Here is a 19,797-nt window from a genome sequence, read left to right on the forward strand (position 1 = left end):
CTCTGCTAGATTCTTGCTACTGGGCAAGAAGCACTAATAAAAACGGGCGGAATACCATGAGCACGGGCTATCGGGGCCTGACCATGATCGCATGGTCGCAAACCCTGATCGACGGCGTACCGGCAGAGAATAACAACGAACTGGCCGAAGGAATGTCCTGGCGCTGGCAAGGACGCGCTCTTCCTCTGGAGGGCGATGGCGCCGCGCTGCTTCTGGGAGTCAGCCAGGATCACGCCGAGCTCCGTGCACGGGCCGCGCGGGTGGTGCGCAAATTGCTGCATCACCCCGCGCCCACCCCCAAACAGGATGCCGCCCTCGATGCGGACCCGCTCTTTGGCGATGCCTTCATGGTCGCCGACGGTCCGCGCTTCTACACCGTGGTGCCGGTGGCGGCGGGCAAGGGACGTCTGCCCATCCTGATCTTCCCCGAGGCCATTCCGCCGGTGAACCGTGACCTGACGATCATCCGCGTGAACCAGCCGCGCCCGATGGCAGCGGTCGAGAGCGCCTCGGTCATCTGCTTCACCCCCGGCACACGACTTCGGACCGAACAGGGCGACATCGCCATCGAGGATCTCGGCCCCGGCGACCGGCTGCTCACCCGTGATGACGGCCCGCAAGAGGTCGTCTGGACCGGCCAGCGCCGCATGTCGGGGGCACGGCTCTTTGCCATGCCCGACCAGAGACCGATCCGCATCCGCGAGGGCGCGCTTGGCGTCTACCGGCCCGACGCCGATCTCGTGGTTTCCCCCGAACACCGCGTCATCGTGAAAGGGGCTGTCGCCCGCGACCTGTGGGGCGAGGCGGAGGTTCTGGTCTCGGCCCGCGATCTGGTCAGCGACAGGCTGGTGACCGTCGATCACTCGATGCGCGAAACCTGGTATGTACACCTGATGCTGGAACGCCATCAGGTGATCTGGGCCAATGGGCTGGAGGTCGAAACCTTCCACCCCGGTTTCATGGGGCTCGACCATCTGGAAGGCGGCCAGCGGCGCAGCATGCTGTCGCTCTTCCCCGATCTGGCCGACGACCCTTTCAACTACGGCGCCCCCGCCCGACGAATGCTGGACCGGGCCGAAGCCGCCATATTGATGCACGGATACCGCAAGACCGCCGGCAGGCATTGACACCCCCAACCGCATGTGTAAAACGCGCGCATCCCGGCAACCCGCTTGCCGGGGTTTTCATTGGTGTTGGTGGCCCCCGCAAGGGGATGCCTGTCGGGCCTCGGCCAAAGGACAACGCCCTTCGACACGTTAAGAAGGAGATCAGACGGTGACCAAACGCACCTCTGCCAAGTACAAGATCGACCGCCGGATGGGCGAAAACATCTGGGGTCGTCCGAAATCCCCGGTCAACCGCCGCGAATACGGCCCCGGCCAGCACGGCCAGCGCCGCAAGGGCAAGCTGTCGGACTTCGGTCTGCAGCTGCGCGCCAAGCAGAAGCTGAAAGGCTACTATGGCGACCTGACCGAGAAGCAGTTCCGCCGCATCTTCACCGAGGCCGAGCGCCGCAAGGGCGACACCGGTGAAAACCTGATCGGCCTGCTGGAAAGCCGTCTCGACGCCATCGTCTACCGCGCCAAGTTCGTGCCGACCGTCTTCGCCGCCCGCCAGTTCGTGAACCACGGCCACGTGACCGTGAACGGCAAGCGCGTCAACATCCCCTCCTACCGCGTGAAAGAGGGTGACGTCGTGGAAGTGCGCGACAAGTCCAAGCAGCTCGCCGTTCTGCTGGAAGCTGTCCAGCTGGCCGAACGTGATGTGCCCGACTACATCGACGCCGACCATTCCAAGATGAAGGCCACCTTCGTCCGCACTCCGGGCCTGGGCGACGTGCCCTACCCGGTGATGATGGAACCGAATCTGGTCATCGAATACTACGCTCAGAACTAAGCGTCTGACGCGTCGAACAGAGGGGGCCGCGCCGAAATCCGGTGCGGCCCTTTTTGCGTTCTGCCCCCGGAAAGAAGGATCCGCCGGACATGACCCACCCTGTCTACGCCCGTATTGACGGCCCCATCGTGATGATCGGCTTCGGCTCGATCGGAAAAGGCACCTGGCCGCTGATCGAGCGTCATTTCGACTATGACGCCGACAAGTTCATCGTGATCGAGCCTGATGCCGGTCAGGCCAACTTCCTGCGCCAGCACAAGCTGAACCATGTGCAGACCGCGATCACGCCGGAGAACTACCGCGAGGTGCTTGGCGAGCTTCTGGAACCGGGCAAGGGGTTCTGTGTCAATCTCAGCGTCGACACCTCCTCGCTCGACCTCATGCGTTTCTGCCGAGAGATCGGGGTGCCCTATATCGACACCGTGGTCGAACCCTGGGCGGGCTACTATTTCGGCACCACCGACAATGCTGCGCGCACCAACTATGCGCTGCGCCAGAAGGTGCGGGACGAGAAGGCCGCCAACCCCGGCGGCACCACGGCGGTCAGCTGCTGCGGCGCCAATCCCGGCATGGTCAGCTGGTTCGTGAAAGAGGCGCTTCTGACGCTGGCCAGGGATACCGGCCGTGACATCGCAACGCCCACGGACCGCGCCGGATGGGGCCAGTTGATGCAGAGCCTCGGTGTGCAGGGCGTCCATATCGCCGAACGCGACACGCAGGCCCGCCGCCTGCCCCGCCCGAGCGGGGTGTTCGTCAACACCTGGTCGGTCGAGGGCTTCATCTCCGAAGGCTTCCAACCCGCCGAACTGGGTTGGGGCACGCATGAGCCGTGGTTCCCGGAAAACGGCCACAGCCACGACACCGGCTGCATGGCGGGGATCTGGCTGGACCGCCCCGGCGCGATCACCCGCGTCCATACCTGGTGCCCGACCCCCGGCCCGCAGTTTGGCTTCCTCGTGACCCATAACGAGGCGATTTCGATCTCGGATTACTACACGGTCGGCGACGCCGCCGCGCCCGAGTATCGCCCGACCTGCCACTATGCCTACCACCCCTGCGATGACGCGGTGCTGTCCCTGCACGAGATGTTTGGCTCCGGCCGCCAGCAGACCAAGCACCACATCCTGACCGAGGACGAAATCGTCGAGGGCATCGATGAGCTTGGCGTGCTGCTCTACGGGCATGAGAAGAACGCGCTGTGGTTCGGCTCGCGCCTGTCGAACGAGGAAACACGGGATCTGGCCCCGTACCAGAACGCCACCGGTCTTCAGGTGACATCCGCTGTTCTGGCCGGCATGGTCTGGGCACTGGAAAACCCCAATGCCGGGATCGTGGAAGCCGACGAGATGGACCACGCCCGGTGCCTGGAGGTGCAGCGCCCCTATCTCGGCCCCGTCGAGGCGCACTACACCGACTGGACGCCCCTGCAGGACCGGTGGGAGCTGTTCCCCGAAGATATCGACGAAAGCGAACCCTGGGCGTTCCGCAACGTTCTGGCCAGCTGATCACCAAAGCCGCCCTTCGGGGCGGCTTTTTCGCAGGTATCGTCTAAGCGGGCTGCGCCACGGCACCCCGTTGGTCCAGCAGCCAGCTTGTCGCCATGCCGCCGATCCACATGCTCAACAGCGCCAGCCACGCCGTGCCCACGAAGATCGAGCCGCCGGTCACACCGGCCCCGATGGCACAACCGCCCGCCAGCATGCCCCCCATGCCCATGAACGCCGCCCCGATGAGCGCGCGGCTCATGTTGCCAGCGCCGTCAAAACCCTGCAGCTTTAGTTCCCGCCCCCAAAGGGCCGACAGGAAGGCCCCCAGGAACACGCCGGGCACGAGGCCGATATCGAACTCCAGCACCGGGCTGGAGGTCAGGAAGAACATCAGCGTGTTGGCGGACGGCCCCGTGAAGGTCGCGCTTTCCACCTGCACCGGATCGAAGGCCACCTGGCTTAGTGAATAGGTCAGCACCCATCCCGCCGCGACCGCGAACCCCACGCCAGACGCGGTGAACAGCAGCCGCAAGCTGACCCGGTTCTTGCGCGCGAGCCAAAGCGCCGCCAATGCAAAGCCGAGGCCGACCATGAAGCCGGACACGGGCGGCAGATGCAGCGTGGTAAGCAGGTTGAAATTGGTGCCACCGGGCGTGATCCACAGTCCCGCCACCCAGTTGCGCACCGGCGACAGCCAGCCCTGCAATGCCATCTGCGCCACCACGGCAAAGACCAGCCCCGAGACCAGCGACCGCATGTTCCCCGTTGCCGCCAGCACCAGCAACCGGCCCGAACAGCCCCGCGCCATGACCATGCCCGCGCCAAACAGAAGCCCGCCGACGACCGCACCCGAGATTGAGCCCGGCACCGCCATCATCCGCGCATCCTCGACCCGCATCATTCCCGACAATGCCGCAAGCTGCGTCCAGACCACCGCCGTCGAGAAGGCCAGCAGCCAGACCGCCATGCGGCTGCCGAGCTGGCCTTTCGCGAACTCCACTACCGAGGCGCGCAGGCAAAAGGACGACCGCTGCGCGGCGATGCCGAGCAGCAATCCGGTGATCAACCCGAACAATGCGGCGGTTTGGGGTTCTCCGATCCGGTCAACGAGGGGAACGATATCCATGATGATCTCCTGCAACTTGGCTGCGGTTTGGCCGATTGCAGCGGGTCAGACCTTGACTCATGTCATATTCAAAGGCTGGAATGCGAATTTTTTGCTCGTCAGCCCGCAAGAAAGGCCCTAAGGCGTTCCCATGTCCCGCCCGTCCCCCTTTCGCACCATGTCTCTGGCCGATGCCAAGGCCCTGCCGATCTGGCGGCAGCCGATTGCGCTGCTGGTGATCATGTCGCTGGCGATGCCGATTGCCTTCGCCACGTGGTCGGCGCTGCTGAACAATTTCGTTGTCGAGGTGGCCCAATTCGACGGGTCCGATATCGGCTGGCTGCACACGGTGCGCGAGATCCCCGGCTTTCTCGCCATCGGGGTCATTGCACTGATCATGGTGATCCGCGAACAGGTGCTCGGGCTGCTGTCTCTGGTCCTGCTCGGGATCGCCACGGCCATCACGGCCAATTTCCCAAGTTTCGGCGGCATTCTGATGGTGACGCTGCTCAGCTCTATCGGGTTCCACTATTACGAGACGGTGAACCAGTCGCTGCAACTGCAATGGCTGGATAAGAAACGCGCGCCGCAGGTGCTTGGCTGGCTGGTTGCGGTGGCGTCCGGCGGAACATTGCTGGCCTATGGGCTGATCATCCTCACATGGCGCGCCTATGACCTCAGCTTTTCCACCGTCTACTGGGTGGCAGGCGGCTTTACCGTTCTGGTCGCGCTGGCCTGCCTGATCATTTTCCCGCAATTCGAGGCCCCCAACCCGCAGCGCAAGCAGTTCATCCTGCGCCGCCGCTACTGGCTCTACTATGCGCTGCAATTCATGTCGGGCGCACGGCGGCAGATCTTCACCGTCTTCGCGGGCTTCATGATGGTGGAGCGCTTCGGCTTCGACGTGCACCAGATCACCGCGCTGTTCATGGTGACCCTTGTGCTGAACATGGGGCTTGCGCCGCTTCTGGGCAAATTCGTCAGCCTGTTCGGAGAGCGCGCGGCTCTGGTGTTCGAATACACCGGCCTGACTGGGGTCTTCCTGCTTTATGCCGGGATCTATTTCTTCGATTGGGGCGTGACGCTGGCGCTTGTCCTTTACGTGGTCGATCACCTGTTCTTCTCGCTGGCGCTGGCGATCAAGACCTATTTCCAGAAGATCGCCGATCCCGGCGACATAGCCCCGACAGCGGCTGTGGCCTTCACCATCAACCACATCGCGGCGGTCTTCCTGCCTGCATCGCTCGGATATCTGTGGCTGGTCTATCCCGGCGCGGTCTTTGCACTGGCCGCAGGTATGGCCATGGTGTCGCTGCTTTTGGCGACGCTGATCCCGCGTCACCCCGAGATGGGCAACGAAACCATCCTCAAACCGCGCCTGCCTGCCCCGGCGGAATGATCAGGGTGCGGGGCACAGCGGTGTGATGTCGAACATCGTGATCTGATCGTCAAGCAGCACGAAACGTACTTCGCTGCTGCAATTGCTGATCGTGGAGGCCGTGCCGGACAGTTCGGCCCGGCTGTTTTCTATGCTGATCGAGCTGAAGGAAACCTCGGCATAAGGCTCTGACCCTTCGAACATCTGCTGCAATTCTTCTTCGCTCGTCAACTGTTGCAACTGGGGGTGCAGCCGCGCATGTGCAGAGGCGAAATCGCCAGCCGACACATCCTCCACAAATCCGCGCGCGTGTTCCCGTGCCCCCGCGCTGAAAAACATCACGATCGCCAGAGTAAGCCCGACAAGGGCCACAAGTCCCAATATGATATTGCGCAAAATCTTCATGCCCGATCTCCTGATCCTGTTGATGGGGTAATCTCCGCCATCTGCAGAAAAGGATAAACCAAGCGACCGGCCCCTTGCCAGCCTTTCAGGTGCGCGCCTTTTCGAAGGCCGTCCAGGCTTCCTCGAAGGCGCTGAAATCGAACCCTTCGGCGCGGGCTGGCTCCAGCACAAGCCGTTCGGTTTCCTGCATTTTTGCGATTGCAGCGGCCAGTTGATCGACAACCTCTGGCGGGATCACAACTGCCCCGTGCCGGTCGGCATGGATCAGATCGCCGGGGCGCACATCCATGCCCATGATCCGCACGGGCTGGTTGATGCTGCGCACATGGACGAAGCCATGGCTTGGCCCGATGCTGCCCGCCACCACCGGGAAATCAGCGGCCATATCCCCAAGGTCGCGCATGACGCCATTGGTCAGCGCGCCGGACATGCCGAAGCCCTTGTGGATCGTCGTGTTGACCTCGCCCCAATAGGCGCCGATGGCATTGGGGTAGTCGAGATCCTCCACCACCGCGACCGAGGGTTTCGGCCCCTCCGCCATCGCCTTGTAATAGGCCATGCGGCGGGCGCGGATCGTGGCGGCATCTTCCGTGGGGGGGGCGACAGCGGCGATCTGCGCGGTCACGGCGTAGCCCACCATCACGCCCGTGGGGTCGCTGGCCTGCATGGTGCCGCGCGTGAAGGCGTTGAAGCCGCGCTTGCCCTGCGCCACCTCGACGGCGTTGCAGACGGTGGGGGTGTCGACGTTGTTGAGCAGGGTCAGAAGGGCGGTGTCCATCAGTCCTCCAGCCAGCGGATCAGGGCCGCCGTGGTGTGTTCAGGTTGTTCCAGCGTGGGCAGGTGGCCCGCGTTTTCGATGATGTCGAGGGTGCTGTTTTCCAGCAGGTCATGCATGAGTTCGTGCCGTTCCACGGGGCAAAGCGCGTCATGCCGCCCGCAAAGGACCAGCGCTTTGCCCTTGTAGGCGGCGAGTGTCTCCTGCTGGTCGGGCCGGTCGCGCAAGGCGATGGATTGATTGAGAAAAACCTGCGGGCCGAGGTCCAGCGCCATATCCATGCAGAGATCGAGGGTCTGTGGCTTTTGCGGGCTGTCCACAAGGTAATTCGGCTTCATCTCATCCCGCATCACCTCGCGCAGGCGGCCCGCTTTCACGGCCTCCATCTGCGGGGTGCGACGGGCCTTAACCTCGGACAGTTCCGCGCGGGGATTGGTGTCGAGCAGGGCCAATTTTTCAACCCGTTCCGGCGCTTGGCGCACGATCTCCATCGCCAGAATGCCGCCCATAGAGAGCCCCGCGAGGGCGAAACGGGGCGGGGCGTTTGCCAGCACGTCACGCGCGAGTTCGGCCATGCTCTCGGCCCCGACCATGGGTGCGACCATCACCGCGCGCTTCCCGGAAAGCACTGATATCTGGGGGAAAAACAGCCGGGCATCGCACATCATGCCCGGCAATAGCAACAGCGGTCGCGTCATTGGCTTGCCAGTGCCGCCCCATCGGAGAGGGCTTTCAGCTTGGCATAGGCAATCTCGGGGTCGACGGCCCCGAACCCGGCGAACGTGCCGAAGCCGCAATCGCTGCCCGCGATTACGCGATCTGCGCCGACAATGTCGGTAAACCGTTGAATTCGCTGCGAAACCAGCTCCGGATGTTCCACGAAATTGGTCGTGGTATCAACCACGCCGGGCACGAGGATCTTGTCGTCCGGGATATCCGCTTTGCGGTCGCGGAAGACGGTCCATTCATGGCCGTGGCGGGGGTTTGAGGTCTCGAACAGGACATAGCGCGATTTGGTCGCCATGAGCGTGTTGAACATCTTGGCCATGGGAATGTCGCAGCAATGGGGCCCTTCGTAATTTCCCCAGCAAATATGAACCCTTACGCGATCCTGCGGCACATCCTGAAGGGCGTGATTGAGCGCCTCCACATGCATGTTGGCGACTTTCAGGAACTCATTATCCGACAAATCGGTAAACAACATGTGACGGGAGAGCGCCAAATCGGGGCAATCGAGCTGCAAATCCAATCCCGCGCCCACGATCGTCTCATATTCCGCCTTCATCGCATCGGCCAGCGCGGCCAGGTAGGCCTCTCGTGTCTTGTAGAAATCGTTCTGCAAAAACAGGGAGATAACGCCGGGGCTGGCAGCGTTCATGAAGCCACGCTCCACCCCGTGCTCCGCCATCGCGGCCTTGAGATTGGCGATGTCCTTTTCCAGTTCGCCCTGCCCTTTCGAGCGAACCTCGCCGGTGCACATGGGCCGCGCATATTGGGGGGTGCCGCCGTCATCCGCTAACCGCTTGAGAAAGCTGGGAAACATCTTGAGATCGGCAGGTGCGTTGCGGGGGCTGTCACCTGAAAACCCAGTATAGCGATCCTTCACATAGGTGGCGTAGGAGATCTTCGACGTCTCGCCGTCCGAGACAATGTCGATCCCCGCATCTTTCTGTTTTTTCACGGTTTTCGAAACCGCCGCCGTCATGCAGGCGTCAAACGCGGCGTCATCAAAGGGTTCTTCCCGTTCGCGGGCGAAGATGAAATCCACCACCTCCTGCGTGCGTGGCAGGCTGCCCACATGTGTCGTCAGAACTCGGGTCATTTATGTCTCTCCTCCCTGTCGAAAACAGGGGGGTGCCGTGCGTACACCCCCTGTACACCCCCCGTACACCCCCCGTGCAGACAGAACGGCCGTCCGCGCGAGGGTCCGGGGGCGAGGAAGGGCCCCCTGCGGGGGCCGCTCCTCCTATTGTCAGTTGCCCGACCAGGTCAGCCCGGCGGGGTCGCCCGTGGCGACGATGTGGTACATCGCGGCCTCGCCCGTCATCGACGGCACCGCGCTATGGGCCAGCCCCTCGGGCACGCTCATCGTGTCGCCGGGGGCGAGCGTGGCGCTGCCGCCGTCCCAGTCCACCCGCCAGTGGCCTTTCACCGGCATCAGGACGGAGGGCTTGTCATGGCTGTGCTTGGCATCCGTGGCGGAGGCGCGGGTGATGAAATCGACCTCGAACCCCGGCTTGTCGCGCAGGAGGCCGGATTCACCGATCACCTTGCAGGGCGTTTTGTCGGCCAGCGCCACCATGTCCCAGTAGCGGGCCACGTGGTTGGGCAGGACCTCTGCCGTGGTGGGTTCTCCCCGCTTGGCAAGCTCTTCGGCGGACATGAGCGGCATCGGTTTCACACCTTCGGGCAATGCCTCGCCCTTCTTGGTGTCGTAGAGCTTGCCGGTCTCGGCCAGCACCAGCCCGTGGTCGGCGGCGTCCTCGATCACCTGCGGCGCCCACATGACGCCGCCCCCGGCATCATCGCCGCCGAGGATGGCCATGATCATCCCGTAATCGGTGCCGATATTCTCGAACCCGCGAAAGACGCCGGTGGGAATGTTGAAGATGTCGCCTTCTTCCAGCGTCACCTCACCCGCCGTGCCATAGCGACCCCAGAAAAACCGCCAGCGCCCGGAGAGGACGAAGAACGCCTCCGCCGTGCGGTGATCGTGCAGGGAATTCCGGCATTTGGGCGGCTGGCCCGCCGCGCCGATATTGAAGCCGTGGGGGATGGTGATGTGGACATGCTGATCGGGGGATTCCGACACGCCGCCGCCGATGATGGTGAAGTTTTCCTTCTGGTCGCTGCCGGGCGTGTGGGCGTCGATGAAGGCGGTCTTGCAGGGTTTGAGGTCGCCGTAACGAACGATGCGGGCTTCCATTTCCTGAGGGGTCATTGTGCTGTCCTTTTTGAAACTGCGGGTTGGGAGAGGGCGAGGGTCAGCCCGTTCCCGGTGGTCGCAGGTTCAGCCGCCGCGCACGGCGGCTGGCGAGAAAGCCATGGAGGCGCAGGAGCGCCTGCGGGTTGCGCAGGGTGGCCATGTCAGACCTCGCCTGTCTGCATGAAGATCTGTTTCCAGATCGAGACATGATCGAACAGCGTCCATTCGCGACGCAGCCCGTAGGGGCCGAATTCCGCGTGGGTGAAGCCCATGATGTAGACCTCGGCCCCGGTGGGCTGGCCGAACATGCCCCAGCCATCGTGCTTGCCGTGGAGGCTCCAGCGGATCGCCGCGCGGGGGGACAGCATCGGATCTTCGCGGCCGATCTGGTGGTCGATGCTGAAGGTGGCATTGGGGAAGGATGACCGCAGGCCCATCCATTCCTTTTCCGTATCGGCCCAGGAATGCACGGTGGTGCTGGCGGGGTGTTCCGTCTGAACGGCGCGGTCGTATTCGGCGCGGACAACGCTGAAATCCTTGTCCATCATGCGGGTCAGGATGTCGGCCATGCGCTGACCCCATTCATTGTCATTGCCCCGGCCCTTGTAGGGGCCGCCCACATCAATGGCCGGGCAGAAGGGCTTTACGCACTGGTCCGGCCCGCCCTCTCGGGCGATCAGGTCGCGGGCGAATTGCTGCGGGTCCATGCCCAGTTGTTTCACGATCCCGGCGGTGTCGCGGATCAGCCATTCATCGTTGATCACATCGCCCCGCGCCGCACAGTCGGCAATAGCCCGGATGCGGAAGCGCCGCCCCGTGGGCGGGCCGAAATAGCCGCCGCCGGTATGGGTGCCCATGGTCAGAAGGCGGTGCGAGGAGAGGAACCCATGCTCTTCGCTTTCCGACCAGATCACGTCTTCGCCGGTCAGTTCGCGGTCGGGAAACTCCGCCAGCGTGGCCAATGTGCCGTTGATCGTGCGCTGGTTGCCGATGGAAATGCCCTCGGGGAAGCGCATCGGGATATCCGGGGCATAGTAGTGGTTCAGCGTGGCAAGACCCCGTTCTTCCCAGATTTCACGGGTGATCCCGAGAATGTAGTCGGGAAAGTCCTTCCAGCGGTTCGAATAGCCGGTCATTCTGTCCATCCTTCGGGAATGCGGGCCGAGCCACGCACGACGAGCGGGCCGTCAATGGCCACCCGGCGGGCGGGCATATTGGGGGTGTCGATCCGGGCCATCATGGTGCGGACGGTTTCCTCCACCATCCGGTTGGCGGGCTGGCGCACGGTCGTGAGGTTGTAGCTGGGCCAAGCGGAAATGATGACATCGTCATAGCCGACGACCGAGACATCTTCGGGGATGCCAAGGCCAAGCTCGTAACGCAGCACATCCATCACCGCGAAGGCCATGTGATCGTTGGCGACAAAGACCGCGTCGGGGCGGTCATCGGTGTCGAAAAGCTGCCGCGCGGCGGACTGCGCCTGATCGGTGTGGAAATTGCCCGCGGCCCGCGAATGAAGCGAGAGGCCCGCGGCGGCCAGCCCCTCAAGGAACCCTTTTTCACGGTCGCGCTGCGTCGAGGCCCCTTCCCAGCCCGCGATATGGGCGATCTTGCGATGCCCACCCGCGACCAGGAATTCGGCCAGCTTACGCCCGCCCGCCACGTTGTCGGAGGCGACACCGGACAGCGTTTCGTCATCCTGCAAGCGGTTGAACAGCACCACCGGCACGCCCGCCGCCTCGCAACGCCGCGTCAGGTCCGAGGACATGGCGACCGAGGCGAGGATGATTCCGTCGACCTGGTAGTCGAGAATCTCATCCATCACGCTGTCGATATTGTCGGCGGTATTGGACGCCATGAAGATCAGTACGTGATAGCCCTGCGCCTGCAACGCGTTCGACAGCTTCTCCAGCACTTCCGGGTAGAAGTGGTTTTCCAGATAGGCCACCACCAGCCCGATGATCCGGCTTCGCCCGGTGATCATGGCACGGGCAAGGATGTTGGGGCGGTAGCCCAGTTCCCGCGCCGCCTTGCGCACCTTCTCCGCTGTTTTGGCCGAGACCGAGGCGCCGGGTGTAAAGACGCGGCTGACGGCGCTTTGGCTGACGCCCGCGCGTTCTGCGACCTGAAGGGATGTGACTTTCTCTACCATCAGTCTGCCGTCCACCCCCCGTCCACCATCAGCGCCGAGCCGGTGACAAGCGCCGAGGCCTCCGACGCGAGGAACACCACCGCGCCCATGATATCCTCGACCTCGCCCGGACGGCCCAGTTTGATCTTTTCCCTGATCCACGCCGCCCGTTCGGGATTGTCGAAGGTGGATTGCGTCAGCGGCGTCAGGATGAAGGTGGGACAGATCGTATTGACGCGGATCTGTCGCGGGCCCCATTCGATGGCCATCGACTTGGTGAAGCCTTCGACCGCATGTTTGCTCGCGCAGTAGACCGCGCGGTCGATGCCCCCCACATGGGCCATCTGGCTGGAAATGTTGATCAGCGATCCGGGCCGCCCGCTGGCGATCAGCCGCTCCGCCACGGCGCGGGTCAGGAAATAGGCCCCGCGCAGATTGAGCCCCATGGCCAGGTCGAAATCGCCCTCGGTCGTGTCAAGCGCCGGGGAATGGCGCGCAACCCCTGCGGAGTTGACCAGCACATCGAAGGGTTCCGCCCGCGCGATGGCGTCCTCTGTTGCGGCCACGTCGGAGACATCGAGGACCAGCGCCTCGGCGCTCATGCCTTCGGCCTGCATGGCCGCCACCGCCGCGCCGAGCTTGTCTGCGGAGCGCGCTGCCAGAACCACATGCGCCCCGGCCTCGGCCAGCGCCACGGCGGCCGCCAGCCCGATGCCGGAAGAGGCGCCCGTGACCAGAGCGCGTTTGCCGTCGAGGCGGAACGAGGGGGTGCGGGGCAGGATCATGCGTCTCTCCAATCCGGTTCGGGGATGGTGCCGGGAACGCGGGCCTTGTTGAATTCCCGCATCCGCCCCAGCACGTCCACCCCAAGCTGCCGGTAGGCGTCGAGAATGTCCACAAGCACCCAGTTTTCACGGATGAGCCCGCCCTCCAGCCGCCAGAAATCGAGGCTGCGCAGCAGGATTTCCGTGTCGGAGGGCGCAATCCCCATCCAGCCATCGCCCGACAGTGTCAGCCGCATGTTAGGCCAGCCGGTTTCGCAGACATAGTCGCCTTCACCGATCCAATGGGACATGAGATCGCCCATGGCGTCGAGCTTGCGGTCGGGCATGCCGCGCAGGAACGGGCCCTGGTGCCAGCTGCGGAAGCCGGAAATGCCGCGCGCTGTACCGATCCCGGCGGGGCCGTACCAATTCATTTTGGGGTGCCAGTACCGGTGAAGCTGCATGACCTCGGGGTCGGGGGTCGCGGGGAACTTGCACAGGTCCGTCAGCATGGCGATGACGTGATCCATGGCCGCCTGCCCGTCGCCCTCCATGGTCAGCCCGTCGCCCGACATGGGTGCAGGTGTGCACAAGAAGGCACCAAGCTGCGGCGCCATGGGCCAGGCCATCGCCTGCATCATCAGCTCGGGAATGTCCCAGATCGCCTGCATCTCTGTGATCTGGCCGCCTTCCAGCCGGAAGAACTCGTGATAGCGCATATGGGCGAGGTGCCCCGTCGGCGGGATGCCCAGAAATGGCGCGCGGAACGTGCCCATGTAATTGCCCATGCAGCCGGCCCAGTCCTGCCCCTCGGGCGTGGTGCCCGCCATGACGATCATGTCGCGGCGTTCGAGGTCGGGCATGGCCGCCAGAAGCGGCGCATAGGCGGTGTCGTAGAGTGCCTGAGCGCCTGACAGGTCGCCGAACGGGTGGCACAATCGTGCAGTTACGTCCGGCGCGATCTCCGCCAGAGCCTGCCGCACCGGAGCCTTTGCAAAATCCGCCATGGACGCCCGAAGCGGCGCAATCGCGGCTTTGATGCTGGCGCTGCGGTCAGTCATTGTGCCCTCGTGCGACACAGGCGGTGGATGGCCCTTCGAAGGGCCATGGCAGACGCGATTTGCAAATCGCGTGGGAAGCGGTTTCGAAACCGCTTTTTGAAGGCGCTTCGAAGCGCCTTTCCCCCGCTCCGCTCATTCCGCCGCTTCCCGGTGGGGTGCGCCTTCGCCATAGGGCACATTGACCCCGCCATAGCGGCGCACGCGGATGTTGCATTGCTCGGCATGGCCGACGAAACCCTCCAGCATGCACAGGCGGCTGCCATATTCGCCGATCATGACCGCCGCCTCATCGGTCAGCACCTTCTGGTAGCTGTGGGTTTTCAGGAACTTGCCAACCCAGAGACCGCCGGTATAGCGCCCCGCCTTCTTGGTGGGCAGCGTGTGGTTGGTGCCGATCACCTTGTCGCCATTGGCCACATTCGTCCGCGCCCCGAGGAACAGCGCGCCGTAGCAGGTCATGTTCTCAAGGAACCAATCATCGCGGTCGGTCATGACCTGCACATGTTCCGACGCGATGTCATCGGCCACGGCCAGCATCTCGTCATAGCTGTCACAAAGGATCACCTCGCCATACTCCTCCCAGCTTGTGCGGGCGGTGTCGGCGGTTGGCAGGATTGTCAGGATCCGGTCGATCTCGGACAGGGTCTCCTCGGCCAGCTTCCGTGAGTTCGTGACCAGCACGGCGGGAGAGTTATAGCCGTGTTCGGCCTGACCAAGGAGATCGGTCGCGCAAAGCTCGCCATCCACGGTGTCATCGGCGATCACCATGGTTTCGGTCGGGCCTGCGAAAAGGTCGATGCCGACCCGCCCGTAAAGCTGGCGCTTGGCTTCGGCCACGAAGGCATTGCCGGGACCGACCAGCATGTGCACGGGTTCGATCGTCTCGGTGCCGAGCGCCATCGCCCCCACGGCCTGGATGCCACCAAGCACGTAGATCTCATGCGCGCCGCCCAGATGCATCGCCGCGATCACGGCGGGGTTTGGCTTGCCCTGCCAGGGGGGCGTACAGGCCACGATGCGCGGCACACCCGCGACCGATGCCGTGGCCACCGACATATGGGCCGAGGCCACCATCGGGAACTTGCCGCCGGGCACGTAGCAGCCCACGGACTGAACGGGGATGTTCTTGTGGCCCAGGATCACGCCGGGCAGGGTTTCGACCTCGATATCGAGCATCGAGTCGCGCTGCGCCTGCGCGAACTTGACCACCTGTTCCTGGGCGAACCTGATATCGGCCAGTTCCCGGTCGGACAGCTCGGCCATCAGCGCCGCGATCTCGGCCTCGGACAGCCGGTAACTCGCAGGCGAATAGCCATCGAACTTCTCCGACAACTCCCGCACCGCCGCGTCCCCGCGTTTCTCGATATCGGCCAGCGTCGCTTCCACCACGGCGCGGGTCTTGGCATCGTCTTCGGCGCGTTCATTGGCCGGTTTGCCACGCTTGAGATAGTCGATGGTCATGTGTCTCGTCCTCGGTTGCCCGCCATCTGCGGGCCGTTCTTTTGTGGTTCGGTTTGCCGCCCCGGAGCAACCATGCCCCGGCGCGACGGGGTGGGCGGGTGGGCGGCGTGCCGGGGCACGGTTGCGCCCCCTCTCATCCCTTCACCGCCCCGGCGGTCAGACCGCTGACGATCTGGCGCTGGAAGAACATGACCAGCACGAAGAGCGGCGCGGTGGCCGAGACCACGGCGGCAACGGCGAACATCACGTTGCCCTCGGTCTGCGTCGTGCCAAGGAAGGCGGCGATGGCGGGGACCATGGTGCGGTTGCTTTCGCTCAGCAGCATCGAGGTCACGGCGAAGTCGTTATAGGCCAGCAGGAAGCTGAACAGCCCGGTGGTGATGACGCCCGGCCACATGACCGGCACGATGACCAGCCGGAACGCCTGAAACTGGGTGCAGCCATCGACCTTGGCGCTTTCGTCCAGTTCCTTGGGGATGTTCTGAAAGAACGAATGCAGCATCCACAGGGTGAAGGGCTGGTTGATCGCCACCAGCACGATAATCGTGGTGGGCAGGATCCCCCAGACATTCCATTCGAAGAAGGGCAGCAGGTAGCCCGAGACCAGCGTGATCGGCGGCATGGCGCGGAAGATCAGCGCGGTGATCAGCAGCCAGAACGTGTAGCGGTAGCCAGAGCGCGACAGAGCATAGCCGCCGAGTGTGCCGATGGTCAGCGAGGTACAAACCACGAAGAAACACACGATGAACGTGTTGATGACCGAGCGCCAGAACTCCTCTTGCACCCAGGCCCCTTCATAGCCCGCCCCGGTGAACGGGCTGCCATGGGTGCGTTCGGTGTTCGCGCCGGTCAGCGCATTGGTCCAGTCAGCGATGGAGAAGAAATCAAGCTCCACCTTGAAAGACCCCCAAAGCGTCCAGATGAAGGGGAACGCAGCCAGGATCAGCCAGAAGATGATGAAGCCCTTGGTCAGGACACGCAGCGACAGGGGCGCGCGGAGTGCGGAAGAAGCCATTACATTTTCCCCTTGAAGTCGCGCCAGGTGCGCACCAGGACGGGCGACAGCAGGATCGCCACACCGAGGATGGTCAGGACCGAGGTGGCCGCCGCAGCAGACAGCTGCCGGGTCTCGCCGCCCATGTCGTTGAAGATGATCCAGCTCAGGCTGGTGGCGTGGGCGGAGGCGTTGAAGCCCACGATCGGCTCGAACACGCGGAAATTGTCCATCAGCTGAATAAGCGCCACGAAGGTTACCAGCGGCATCAGATGCGGCACCACGATATAGCGGACCTGCTGCCAGCGGGTGGCGCCGTCGATCTGCGAAGCCTCGATCTGATCCTCGGGCAGCGTTTGCAGCCCGGCATAGAAGACGACGAAGGCGAAGGGCGCGGAATGCCAGACCCCGTAGACGATCAGCGCGATCCACATCAGCGGCGTGGAGGCTTTCACCGACAGGTCGGGGTCATTGACCAGCCAGGACAGGAAATTGCCAAGAACGCCGCGATTGTCGATCATCCAGAACATGATGAGCGAGCCCACAAGTGGCGTCACAATCATCGGCAGAAGCGAGAAGAAGATCACGATCCCCTTGAGCTTCTGGGTCAGCGTGTTGACCGCCAAAGCGATAGCCATGCCGAGGATGATCAGAAGCGGTGTGACCGTGAAGGTGTAGGTCAGGGTAAAACCGATGGCCCGATAGAAGGGCAGATCCCCCAGTTCCGAGAAGAAGGCCCCGATGCTGTCCGACGTGCGCCAAGCCTCTGCCACTTCGGCAACCGCAAGGTGACCACGATCAAGGTAGATATCCAGCCCGACGAAGCGGCCCAGGGGGCGCGCCTCGCGCAGCTCTCGCGTTGCTTCCTGGTCGATGGTGGTTTCTTCGGTGCAGCTGAAGGGCGTGCAGGTTTCCACCGTGATCAGCACCGGTTCGTGCTGCGCGGTGACGGATTGAATGACGACCGACACGATGGGCGCCGCAATGAACAGCAGCATCGCCAGCCCGGTGGGCAGGAAGAACCAGAAGAAGGTGCGATGTTTCATGGGTCTTTCCGTGCTCGGTCAGAAAAGGGGATGGGGCGGAGGATCTCCCCCGCCCCAACGGGGATTTACTGAAGGTAACCCTGTTCGCGGGCGGCGGCGCGATAGGCGGCCTCCACATCAGCCAGGGCCTGTTCCGCGCTCTCATTGCCTTGCATGAAGTCGGTCAGCTCGGCACCGAGGGCGGTGTGCATCAGGCCCATGTAGGGCAGCATCGGGTACGGCACCGAGCCCATTTCCGCAGCGGCGAAGACACCAACGGCCGCCGGGGTCGGCTCATAGCCGGGGATCAGCCAGACGGCCTGGGTACGGATATCTTCGTCTTCCATCATTTCGGGCCGGATGCCGTTCATCATGGCAATGAAGGTGGCCTCGGCCTCTTCGTCGGAGATGTTGCTGGCCACGGTCCAGCCGTCCCACCACAGGGTGGTCGCCGGGATGTCGCCGCCGCCCACGGTCATCGGACCGGCGATGGCGAATCCGTCGACAACTTCCTGCGGCACACCGTCCACGGTCACGAGGGTCGCGGCGCGGCTGCCCCACATGTTCATCAGCGCCACGTTGCCAGCCCGGTATTCGGCGTTTGTGGCGTTGGAGTCATGGGTCAGGAAGTCGGGGTTCATGTATTCCGACAGCGCGCGCATCATTTCCAGCGCCTGAACACCGGCCTCGGAATTCACGGTGGGTTCTGCGGTGCCGGGCTCGAAGAACTGGCCCCCGTAGCCGATGAACATGTTGTTGAATTCCTGCGCCAGGTTCCAGCCAGCCGCATAGGCACCGCCCACCGGGTTTTCCATGAGGCCCGCTTCGCGGATCGCCTCGGCAGCGGCCAGCATCTCCTCGTAGGTGGTGGGAACGTCGAGGCCGAGCTGGTCGAGGACGTCGGCGCGATAGACCAGGTGCTGAGCGTTCGCCATGAAGGCCACGGCCATGACCTGACCATTGATGGTGATCAGCTGGTTGCGGTTCAGACCCTCGCCATGCGCCTCGACCAGATCATCCAGCGGGCGGATCACATCGGCATTCATCAGCGCCACGATGGACGAGTTGGCGATAATGGCCGAGGTGTATTCCGCCGGGTTGCCCGACATGCCGGCCACGTTGATCTGCTGGTGATCGGCGGTCAGGTTGGTGGACACTTCGGCGCCCGAGCATTCCTGCGCGCCTGCGCCCACGGTCTGGATCGCCGGGAATTCGTTGCCGACGATGGACACACGTGCACTGATTTCGCAGGAGAGCGCGGTGGTGGCCGAAAGCACGGCCAGCGCACCTGCGGTAGTGAGTGTCTTGAGATACATTGGGATCCTCCCGTTGGTGAACTTGGGTGCATCTTGCAAGCCTGCACCCCCATGATGTCCCGGACATGAGGTCCGGGGGCTTCAGTCTCGGGGTCAGTCCCCGATGCGGGCCCCTGTCTTCGTATCGAACAGGTGGCAGTGATCCGCGGGGACTTCGATCGACACGGTGTCGTCGATTTCCGCACGGAAACTCTTGTCGGCCTTGGCACTGACCAGCGCGCCGCCGATCTTCAGGCTGACCATTGTGGCCTCTCCCAGAAGCTCCAGCGTGTAGATCGGCGCGGTGATCTGGCCGCCCGCCTCCACAACGGTCGCATCCTCGGCCCGGAAGCCGAGCGTCACGGGGCCGTCCGGTGCATCCAGCCCGTGGATCGTGGTGTGGGGGGCCGTGAAGGTACCGCCCTTCAAGTCCCCCTCGACGAGGTTCATCGCCGGGTTGCCGATGAAGCTGGCCACGAAGGTATTGGCGGGCTTGTCGTAGATCTCGGTCGGCGTGCCCAGTTGCTGCACGACTCCGTGGTTCATGACCACGACGCGATCGGCCAGGGTCATTGCCTCGATCTGGTCATGGGTCACGTAGACGGTGGTGACCTTCAATTCATGGCTGAGGTTCTTGATCTGCGCCCGGGTCGAGACTCGCAGCTTGGCGTCGAGGTTCGACAGCGGCTCGTCCATCAGGAAGACCTGCGGCTGGCGCACGATGGCACGGGCAAGGGCCACCCGCTGCCGCTGGCCGCCCGACAATTCGGCGGGCTTGCGGTGCAGGAAGGGCTCCAGTTCCACCATGGCGGCGGCTTTCATGACCTTCTCGTCATGGGTCGCCGGGTCCACCTTGCGCACCTTCAGCGGGAAGCGGATGTTCTCGTAGACGTTCATGTTGGGGTAGAGCCCATAGCTCTGGAACACCATGGCGACGTCCCGATCCTTGGGTTCAAGGTTGTTCACGACGGTGCCGCCGACGATGATCTCACCCTCGGTCGGATCTTCCAGCCCCGCGATCATCCGCATCGTGGTGGTCTTGCCGCAGCCCGAGGGGCCAAGGAGAACAAGAAACTCCTCGTCCGCGATGGTCA

At 63.7% G+C, this 19,797-nt stretch carries 19 protein-coding genes; 4 read left to right on the plus strand and 15 right to left on the minus strand.

Going from position 1 to position 19,797, the window contains the following annotated elements; all coding sequences use genetic code 11:
- The first annotated feature begins 56 nt into the window (after nucleotides 1–56).
- The 3 genes from BKY26_RS02900 (at nucleotide 57) to BKY26_RS02910 (ending at nucleotide 3,401) form a co-directional block, all read left to right on the plus strand.
- Nucleotides 57–1,127, plus strand: a complete 1,071-nt coding sequence (locus BKY26_RS02900; RefSeq protein ID WP_071688898.1) for a Hint domain-containing protein — start codon at nucleotides 57–59, stop codon at nucleotides 1,125–1,127.
- 148 nt (nucleotides 1,128–1,275) lie between these two features.
- Nucleotides 1,276–1,896 carry a 30S ribosomal protein S4 gene (gene rpsD / locus BKY26_RS02905; protein ID WP_071688899.1) on the plus strand — a complete coding sequence of 207 codons (621 nt, stop codon included), beginning with the start codon at nucleotides 1,276–1,278 and terminating at the stop codon, nucleotides 1,894–1,896.
- A gap of 89 nt (nucleotides 1,897–1,985) precedes the next feature.
- Nucleotides 1,986–3,401, plus strand: coding sequence for a homospermidine synthase (locus BKY26_RS02910; RefSeq protein WP_071688900.1), 1,416 nt, complete (start codon nucleotides 1,986–1,988; stop codon nucleotides 3,399–3,401).
- Nucleotides 3,402–3,444: 43 nt separating this feature from the next.
- Here BKY26_RS02910 and BKY26_RS02915 read toward each other — a convergent pair whose 3' ends face one another.
- Nucleotides 3,445–4,509 carry a YeeE/YedE family protein gene (locus BKY26_RS02915; RefSeq protein ID WP_071688901.1) on the minus strand — a complete coding sequence of 355 codons (1,065 nt, stop codon included), beginning with the start codon at nucleotides 4,507–4,509 and terminating at the stop codon, nucleotides 3,445–3,447.
- 130 nt (nucleotides 4,510–4,639) lie between these two features.
- Here BKY26_RS02915 and BKY26_RS02920 point away from each other — a divergent pair, with 130 nt between their 5' ends.
- A complete protein-coding gene (locus tag BKY26_RS02920; RefSeq protein ID WP_071688902.1) occupies nucleotides 4,640–5,887 on the plus strand; it encodes an MFS transporter in 1,248 nt (415 codons plus the stop codon).
- Here BKY26_RS02920 and BKY26_RS02925 read toward each other — a convergent pair whose 3' ends face one another.
- The 14 genes from BKY26_RS02925 to BKY26_RS02990 form a co-directional block, all read right to left on the minus strand.
- Nucleotides 5,888–6,271 carry a hypothetical protein gene (locus BKY26_RS02925; protein WP_071688903.1) on the minus strand — a complete coding sequence of 128 codons (384 nt, stop codon included), beginning with the start codon at nucleotides 6,269–6,271 and terminating at the stop codon, nucleotides 5,888–5,890.
- 85 nt (nucleotides 6,272–6,356) lie between these two features.
- Complete coding sequence (locus BKY26_RS02930; protein WP_071688904.1) at nucleotides 6,357–7,049, minus strand: RraA family protein; 693 nt, start codon at nucleotides 7,047–7,049, stop codon at nucleotides 6,357–6,359.
- Nucleotides 7,049–7,744: an alpha/beta fold hydrolase gene (locus tag BKY26_RS02935; RefSeq protein WP_071688905.1), complete on the minus strand. Its 696-nt coding sequence runs from the start codon at nucleotides 7,742–7,744 to the stop codon at nucleotides 7,049–7,051. Before BKY26_RS02935 ends, BKY26_RS02930 begins: the two co-directional genes overlap by 1 nt.
- Entirely contained in the window at nucleotides 7,741–8,868 is a 1,128-nt protein-coding gene (locus BKY26_RS02940) for a cobalamin-independent methionine synthase II family protein (protein WP_071688906.1), read from the minus strand. The genes BKY26_RS02935 and BKY26_RS02940 overlap by 4 nt, the downstream gene beginning before the upstream one ends.
- Before the next feature lie 150 nt (nucleotides 8,869–9,018).
- The gene (locus BKY26_RS02945) at nucleotides 9,019–9,987 is read right to left on the minus strand and encodes a cupin domain-containing protein (RefSeq protein WP_071688907.1); all 969 of its coding nucleotides are present in this window, start codon (nucleotides 9,985–9,987) and stop codon (nucleotides 9,019–9,021) included.
- 146 nt (nucleotides 9,988–10,133) lie between these two features.
- A complete protein-coding gene (locus tag BKY26_RS02950) occupies nucleotides 10,134–11,108 on the minus strand; it encodes a nuclear transport factor 2 family protein (protein ID WP_071688908.1) in 975 nt (324 codons plus the stop codon).
- Nucleotides 11,105–12,124, minus strand: coding sequence for a LacI family DNA-binding transcriptional regulator (locus BKY26_RS02955; protein WP_071688909.1), 1,020 nt, complete (start codon nucleotides 12,122–12,124; stop codon nucleotides 11,105–11,107). The genes BKY26_RS02950 and BKY26_RS02955 overlap by 4 nt, the downstream gene beginning before the upstream one ends.
- On the minus strand, nucleotides 12,124–12,888 hold the full coding sequence (locus tag BKY26_RS02960; protein ID WP_071688910.1) for an SDR family NAD(P)-dependent oxidoreductase: 765 nt from the start codon (nucleotides 12,886–12,888) through the stop codon (nucleotides 12,124–12,126). Before BKY26_RS02960 ends, BKY26_RS02955 begins: the two co-directional genes overlap by 1 nt.
- Nucleotides 12,885–13,928, minus strand: coding sequence for an ester cyclase (locus tag BKY26_RS02965; protein ID WP_071688911.1), 1,044 nt, complete (start codon nucleotides 13,926–13,928; stop codon nucleotides 12,885–12,887). Before BKY26_RS02965 ends, BKY26_RS02960 begins: the two co-directional genes overlap by 4 nt.
- Before the next feature lie 132 nt (nucleotides 13,929–14,060).
- Complete coding sequence (gene hisD / locus BKY26_RS02970) at nucleotides 14,061–15,389, minus strand: histidinol dehydrogenase (RefSeq protein ID WP_071688912.1); 1,329 nt, start codon at nucleotides 15,387–15,389, stop codon at nucleotides 14,061–14,063.
- A gap of 133 nt (nucleotides 15,390–15,522) precedes the next feature.
- Nucleotides 15,523–16,404 carry a carbohydrate ABC transporter permease gene (locus BKY26_RS02975; RefSeq protein WP_071688913.1) on the minus strand — a complete coding sequence of 294 codons (882 nt, stop codon included), beginning with the start codon at nucleotides 16,402–16,404 and terminating at the stop codon, nucleotides 15,523–15,525.
- Entirely contained in the window at nucleotides 16,404–17,429 is a 1,026-nt protein-coding gene (locus BKY26_RS02980; protein ID WP_071688914.1) for a carbohydrate ABC transporter permease, read from the minus strand. The genes BKY26_RS02975 and BKY26_RS02980 overlap by 1 nt, the downstream gene beginning before the upstream one ends.
- A 65-nt stretch (nucleotides 17,430–17,494) precedes the next feature.
- Nucleotides 17,495–18,724 (minus strand): ABC transporter substrate-binding protein, encoded by a 1,230-nt coding sequence (locus BKY26_RS02985; protein WP_071688915.1) that lies wholly within the window; start codon nucleotides 18,722–18,724, stop codon nucleotides 17,495–17,497.
- A gap of 93 nt (nucleotides 18,725–18,817) precedes the next feature.
- On the minus strand, nucleotides 18,818–19,797 hold a 980-nt coding region (locus tag BKY26_RS02990), incomplete at its 5' end, for an ABC transporter ATP-binding protein (RefSeq protein ID WP_071688916.1).

The organism is Nioella sediminis (assembly GCF_001879695.1).
Taxonomy (GTDB): Bacteria; Pseudomonadota; Alphaproteobacteria; order Rhodobacterales; family Rhodobacteraceae; genus Nioella; species Nioella sediminis.

Excerpts from the sequence above, each read along its gene's own strand:
- BKY26_RS02900 (WP_071688898.1), top strand. The coding sequence starts at position 57 with ATGAGCACGGGCTATCGGGGCCTGACCATGATCGCATGGTCGCAAACC.
- BKY26_RS02910 (WP_071688900.1), top strand. The coding sequence starts at position 1,986 with ATGACCCACCCTGTCTACGCCCGTATTGACGGCCCCATCGTGATGATC.
- BKY26_RS02915 (WP_071688901.1), bottom strand. The coding sequence starts at position 4,509 with ATGGATATCGTTCCCCTCGTTGACCGGATCGGAGAACCCCAAACCGCC.
- BKY26_RS02920 (WP_071688902.1), top strand. The coding sequence starts at position 4,640 with ATGTCCCGCCCGTCCCCCTTTCGCACCATGTCTCTGGCCGATGCCAAG.
- BKY26_RS02925 (WP_071688903.1), bottom strand. The coding sequence starts at position 6,271 with ATGAAGATTTTGCGCAATATCATATTGGGACTTGTGGCCCTTGTCGGG.
- BKY26_RS02930 (WP_071688904.1), bottom strand. The coding sequence starts at position 7,049 with ATGGACACCGCCCTTCTGACCCTGCTCAACAACGTCGACACCCCCACC.
- BKY26_RS02935 (WP_071688905.1), bottom strand. The coding sequence starts at position 7,744 with ATGACGCGACCGCTGTTGCTATTGCCGGGCATGATGTGCGATGCCCGG.
- BKY26_RS02940 (WP_071688906.1), bottom strand. The coding sequence starts at position 8,868 with ATGACCCGAGTTCTGACGACACATGTGGGCAGCCTGCCACGCACGCAG.
- BKY26_RS02945 (WP_071688907.1), bottom strand. The coding sequence starts at position 9,987 with ATGACCCCTCAGGAAATGGAAGCCCGCATCGTTCGTTACGGCGACCTC.
- BKY26_RS02950 (WP_071688908.1), bottom strand. The coding sequence starts at position 11,108 with ATGACCGGCTATTCGAACCGCTGGAAGGACTTTCCCGACTACATTCTC.
- BKY26_RS02955 (WP_071688909.1), bottom strand. The coding sequence starts at position 12,124 with ATGGTAGAGAAAGTCACATCCCTTCAGGTCGCAGAACGCGCGGGCGTC.
- BKY26_RS02960 (WP_071688910.1), bottom strand. The coding sequence starts at position 12,888 with ATGATCCTGCCCCGCACCCCCTCGTTCCGCCTCGACGGCAAACGCGCT.
- BKY26_RS02965 (WP_071688911.1), bottom strand. The coding sequence starts at position 13,928 with ATGACTGACCGCAGCGCCAGCATCAAAGCCGCGATTGCGCCGCTTCGG.
- hisD (WP_071688912.1), bottom strand. The coding sequence starts at position 15,389 with ATGACCATCGACTATCTCAAGCGTGGCAAACCGGCCAATGAACGCGCC.
- BKY26_RS02975 (WP_071688913.1), bottom strand. The coding sequence starts at position 16,404 with ATGGCTTCTTCCGCACTCCGCGCGCCCCTGTCGCTGCGTGTCCTGACC.
- BKY26_RS02980 (WP_071688914.1), bottom strand. The coding sequence starts at position 17,429 with ATGAAACATCGCACCTTCTTCTGGTTCTTCCTGCCCACCGGGCTGGCG.
- BKY26_RS02985 (WP_071688915.1), bottom strand. The coding sequence starts at position 18,724 with ATGTATCTCAAGACACTCACTACCGCAGGTGCGCTGGCCGTGCTTTCG.